At 39.4% G+C, this 4,593-nt stretch carries 5 protein-coding genes; 1 reads left to right on the forward strand and 4 read right to left on the reverse strand.

Going from position 1 to position 4,593, the window contains the following annotated elements; genetic code table 11:
- The 3 genes from QVB70_RS01250 to larC all read right to left on the reverse strand — a co-directional run.
- Positions 1–203, reverse strand: a 203-nt coding sequence (locus tag QVB70_RS01250) for a ribbon-helix-helix domain-containing protein (protein ID WP_287582578.1), incomplete at its 3' end; no start/stop codon positions are given.
- Positions 204–325: 122 nt separating this feature from the next.
- Entirely contained in the window at positions 326–616 is a 291-nt protein-coding gene (locus tag QVB70_RS01255) for a hypothetical protein (protein ID WP_287582580.1), read from the reverse strand.
- A gap of 80 nt (positions 617–696) precedes the next feature.
- A complete protein-coding gene (larC, locus tag QVB70_RS01260; protein WP_287582582.1) occupies positions 697–2,013 on the reverse strand; it encodes a nickel pincer cofactor biosynthesis protein LarC in 1,317 nt (438 codons plus the stop codon).
- A gap of 153 nt (positions 2,014–2,166) precedes the next feature.
- Between larC and larB the strand changes: the two genes are divergently transcribed.
- Positions 2,167–2,982 (forward strand): nickel pincer cofactor biosynthesis protein LarB, encoded by an 816-nt coding sequence (gene larB / locus QVB70_RS01265; protein ID WP_287582585.1) that lies wholly within the window; start codon positions 2,167–2,169, stop codon positions 2,980–2,982.
- Between the two features lie 42 nt (positions 2,983–3,024).
- Here the strand turns inward: larB and ftsZ are convergent, their stop codons facing one another.
- Positions 3,025–4,008, reverse strand: coding sequence for a cell division protein FtsZ (gene ftsZ, locus QVB70_RS01270; protein ID WP_287582587.1), 984 nt, complete (start codon positions 4,006–4,008; stop codon positions 3,025–3,027).
- Positions 4,009–4,593: the final 585 nt, after the last annotated feature.

Here is a 4,593-nt window from a genome sequence, read left to right on the forward strand (position 1 = left end):
ATTCCAGGTTGAAAGGGTGACTTCTGTCGTTTTTTCAGATATTCTATTAGTTCTTCTCGCGTTTTAATCCCTATTTTTTCTTTAATATATGAATAAATGCCACCTCTGACTGCTTCACTCCTAGAGGCTAAAATACCTTCTTTAATCATTTGATCTAACCATTCAATTAATTCTTCATCAATTGAAACAGAGATAGTTGTCATAAAACCACCTAAGATACTTTCTTACAAGTTAATATCAAAACAATATTAGAAAAAATATATTATTTAAAAGTTATCAAAATTTACAAGATAATCGTTATGTAAATGTATACTCGGCGGGTCGATCAGCGACATGACTCCCAGTCATGTGTTGATCCAAAAATCTGTAATATGTCCCAAAAGTCATCAAATGTCTCTGGATTCTGCTCAAGAATTGTATCAACATCTTCTAAACTAGCTACTGCCTCACCACATTGCGAACAGGTAATGTATGACAGGATAATCTCATCATCAGATAAATCAGATACGGTTTTTTTAAAGGCATTTAAGTCAAATCCTAATTGATCTGCTATCTCTGGTGCACGTTCTAATTGTCTATCTCTTAAAATATCCGCTAATTCTTTTCTTGTTCTCAATTTTTTGTCCCTCTATTCACTAGCCTTTCCTTAATGTTTTTTTATAAAAGCCCTGCTCTTTCTTTGAAAATAAATATTTTTTACTTCTTGCCGTTTTGGTATGCTTTAGGAAGTTCTGTGCCGAATGTTTCACGAGCTTTCTTTAAAGCAATCTCAGAAATAGTTTTCATTGATTCCCCTGTTTCCTTAGCTATATCTTTTGTGTCCTCGAATTCAGGTTTTAGTGTGAGAATATTATCTTCTGAGTCCTTTCCAATCTTGATTCCTACATGAAACTCCTTTCCATCAATCGTAATAGATATTTTCTCGATACTGCGACTAAGGATCAACCGTGGATGTTCGAGGACAGTACGGATTCCAAGCGTACCCGTCTCTTCGAATAGGATCGAAGCTAGCTTCAAACTATCTTGCGGTCTTGCGATTACTGTAATGAGGTAACCAGGACGATTCTTTTTTGTGACAGTGCTCAAATAACTGACATCTAAAGCCCCATGCTCTAGAAGTTTATCCATAGTGTACCCTAATACCTCTCCTGTGACATCGTCGACATTTGTTTCAAGTTTGATGATTTCATCTTCATAAAACTTACGAGCCACAGAAAATTGACGTATGGCGGCATCTCCAATGATAATTCGCGTTACATTGGGGATGCCGTGAAACTCGTACTTCCCTGCGCCGTAACCCTCCACTTTAATGGTCATAGCAGGATACACACCAACGAACTCTGTAACAAGATTCGCTAGAATAGAGATTCCAGTCGGCGTCACCAACTCCTTCTCAACAGGCCCACCCTTAAAGGGGATATTATAGTCTTTCAAAATTCTTGTAGTCGCAGGTGGTGGCACGGGATACGTCCCGTGATCGATCTCAATTATGCCTCCGCCAATGGAGGGAGGAGTTCCATAAATTTTTGAATTAAAAACGCCTAAAGAATCAAGCGCAATTGCAATTCCCGCAACGTCAATAATGGTGTCAGCCGATCCTGCTTCGTGAAGGTGGACGTGATCAAAGGGCTCATTATGAACCGTAGCCTCAGCCTGAATCAATGTTTTTAATGCATTAACGGCAAATTCAGAGGCCTTTTTAGATAGGTCAAATTCAGGGAGGATCCGATTTATTGCTTCCATGAGGATTGCCCCTTCTCTGTGGTGAATATGTTCGTGAATATTAATTCCGATCCTGGTTGCTCGAATACCACTTCGATTTACTTCTTCAAAATCTATGTTAATTTCTTTACAATCAGGAAGAAATTCGGGAATGACCTCAGCTAATCGGCTAATTTTGAATTTCACTTTATTGCCCCCCGCGTCGACTAAAGCGCCAAGCAACATATCCCCAGAAATGCCAGCTATGCTGGAATCAATTAAAGTGATCTTTTGACTGAATGAGTTAATCAAACAAGTACCTCCTGCTTCTACCTCTTTCGATTATCATAAAAACGAAAACTGTTTTTTTTAAATTTAATAGTCAATTTTTAAGATTTCTATTTAAGATCTATAGATCCTTAGTTTTATAAACACAGTAAGAAACTTAAGATTAGGTGTATTAGCGTGCAACTAAAAGAGATTTTAGAAAAGATAGCGTGTAAGGAACTTAGCATCGAGGAGGCAGAGAAGTTACTGCAACTGAAGGGAGATCTTATTTCAACAGCGATTGAAGAAGTTAATGATATTGCAAAACTAGATCTGTATCGCCAGGCTAGAACAGGTATTCCTGAAGTAATCCTAGCGGAAGAAAAACGTCCTGAAGACGCAGCCCTCCTTGCCGTCAAAATGGCGAGTAAGAGTGGCTATACCATACTCTCACGGATTTCTGACAAGGTTATAGATGAGGTAAAAACAATTCTCCCGGATTCACTTGAACTTGAGATTAATGAACGTGCCCGTATGCTAATCTTAAAGAAAAAAGGATACGAATACAAAAAAGTCCCTGGGAAAATAGGGATTTTTGCAGCAGGAACTTCAGACATACCTGTTGCTGAGGAATCACGAATTATTGCAGAAGCAATGGGTGTTTCAACATATACAGCATATGATGTAGGAATTGCAGGCTTACATAGATTGTTGCCTCATCTAAAAACGATGCTAGACGAAGATGTAGATGCATTAGTTGTTGTGGCAGGGATGGAGGGTGCCTTGCCCTCAGTTGTAGCCGGACTTGTGGACATTCCTGTAGTTGGGGTGCCAAGCCCAGTAGGTTATGGTCTAGGAGGCAAGGGGTTAGCGGCACTTAACTCAATGCTACAATCTTGTGCGCCTGGTGTGATGGTAGTAAATATAGATAATGGAATCGGGGCAGGCACAGCGGCAGCATTAATTGCATTAAAAGTAGCGAAAGCGCGCGAGAAGTTCAATCAAGGGATCTAAAACTATTTTTAAAGACAAATAATTACTATAGAACTCCTTAGGCTATTCAATAAAATCAGTTAGATTTATTTCAACCGCTGAAATAACAGTGGTTACCTTTACAGTATTCGTTAGGTTTTCGTCTATAATAAGTCCCCAGATGACTTGAACATTTTCATCAAGTTCATTTACGACATATTGAGCGATTTCTTGCGCTTCCTTAAGTGTAAGATCGTGACTACCTGTAATATTGACAATAGCACCTTTAGCATGAGAGAGGTCAACATCGATAAAAGGAAATTCCATAGCAGTTTGTACGGCTTCTGTTACGCGTTTTTCTCGGTTTTCTTCCTCTGATACACCTCTCCAGATTATTGAAATACCTGTCGGTTTTTTACTTAATGAAAATAGTGTTCTTAAATCAGCTAAGTCTACATTGATTCGTCCTGGCGTTGCAACCAATTCAACGATGGCTAAAACACCATTAATAGCTAAATCATCTGCTAGTCGAAATGCATCCTCTAAAGATGAGTTTGGAGCGATTTTCAAGAGTTTCTCATTCGGGATTACGATAATTGCGTCAGTAACCGTCATTATCTCCTCTAAAGCAGTTAAAGCGAAATCCATACGCCTTTTTCCTTCCACATCGAACGGAAGAGTTGAAATACAGATGGTCAAAATACCCTTATTTTTAGCAATTTGTGAAATTATTGGAGCAGCACCTGTGCCTGTTCCTCCTCCTAATCCGACAATTAAAAAAACGATATCTGCTTGAATATGATTTCTAATTTCAGAGATACTTTCTTTTGCAGCCGCTTTTCCTCTTTTTGGATCCTTTCCAGCACCTAATCCTTTGCAAACTTGCTTACCAATTGCAAGCTTTGTATCACAAGTTGTATTGTGGAGATTTTGGACATTGGTATCTATTCCCAGTGTTCTCAGTGCTGGAACATTATCAAAGAGACCGTTTTCACTTAACCGCGTTATTATATGATTTCCAGCACCACCCACTCCAACAATTAAGATACTAGGTATAAGTTCTGTCATATCCTTCTATCCTTAGCAGAATCTAGATTTTTTGTTAAAAACAGTAATGTGGTATCAATAATATTAAAAACAGTAATGTCATATCAACAAAAGTAACATTGCCGTATTAAGATAGAAACTATCTATACGCATCAAGCATGATAACAGTTGCTTTCGCAACCTTTTTAATCAAATGTAATTACACAAATACAATTATTTTAAGGACTTGTTCAGTGACATCCTCCCCATCCCTTCGGATAGGGCTTCCAGCTTTCCACTGTAGTTCTCGCTCCCTCACGGGAGGCGACGCTTCGCCACTGTCACTACATCTATGGGCTTACGGAAACTTACCAGGTTGCACACGCTGCTCACCCTTATCCTGCCCCTTCCTTATCTGCCTGAAGAGTGCTATTAATCTTTTACCTGTCTGTCCGACAGGTTAGCACACTGCACACACTAAGGGGACTCTCTTGCCACGCTGGATAAGACCTCATGCACGGGCATCCTCACGTTTAGCCCTGTCACAAACTGACTGGTTGCTTACAGGAGGATATGCCTCCACCCAGTCGGGCATTACGGGTACACTCACGGTACCATATATAGAGG

It is taken from the genome of Candidatus Borrarchaeum sp. (assembly GCF_019058535.1).
Lineage (GTDB): Archaea > Asgardarchaeota > Sifarchaeia > Borrarchaeales > Borrarchaeaceae > Borrarchaeum > Borrarchaeum weybense.

Excerpts from the sequence above, each read along its gene's own strand:
- ftsZ (WP_287582587.1), bottom strand. The coding sequence starts at position 4,008 with ATGACAGAACTTATACCTAGTATCTTAATTGTTGGAGTGGGTGGTGCT.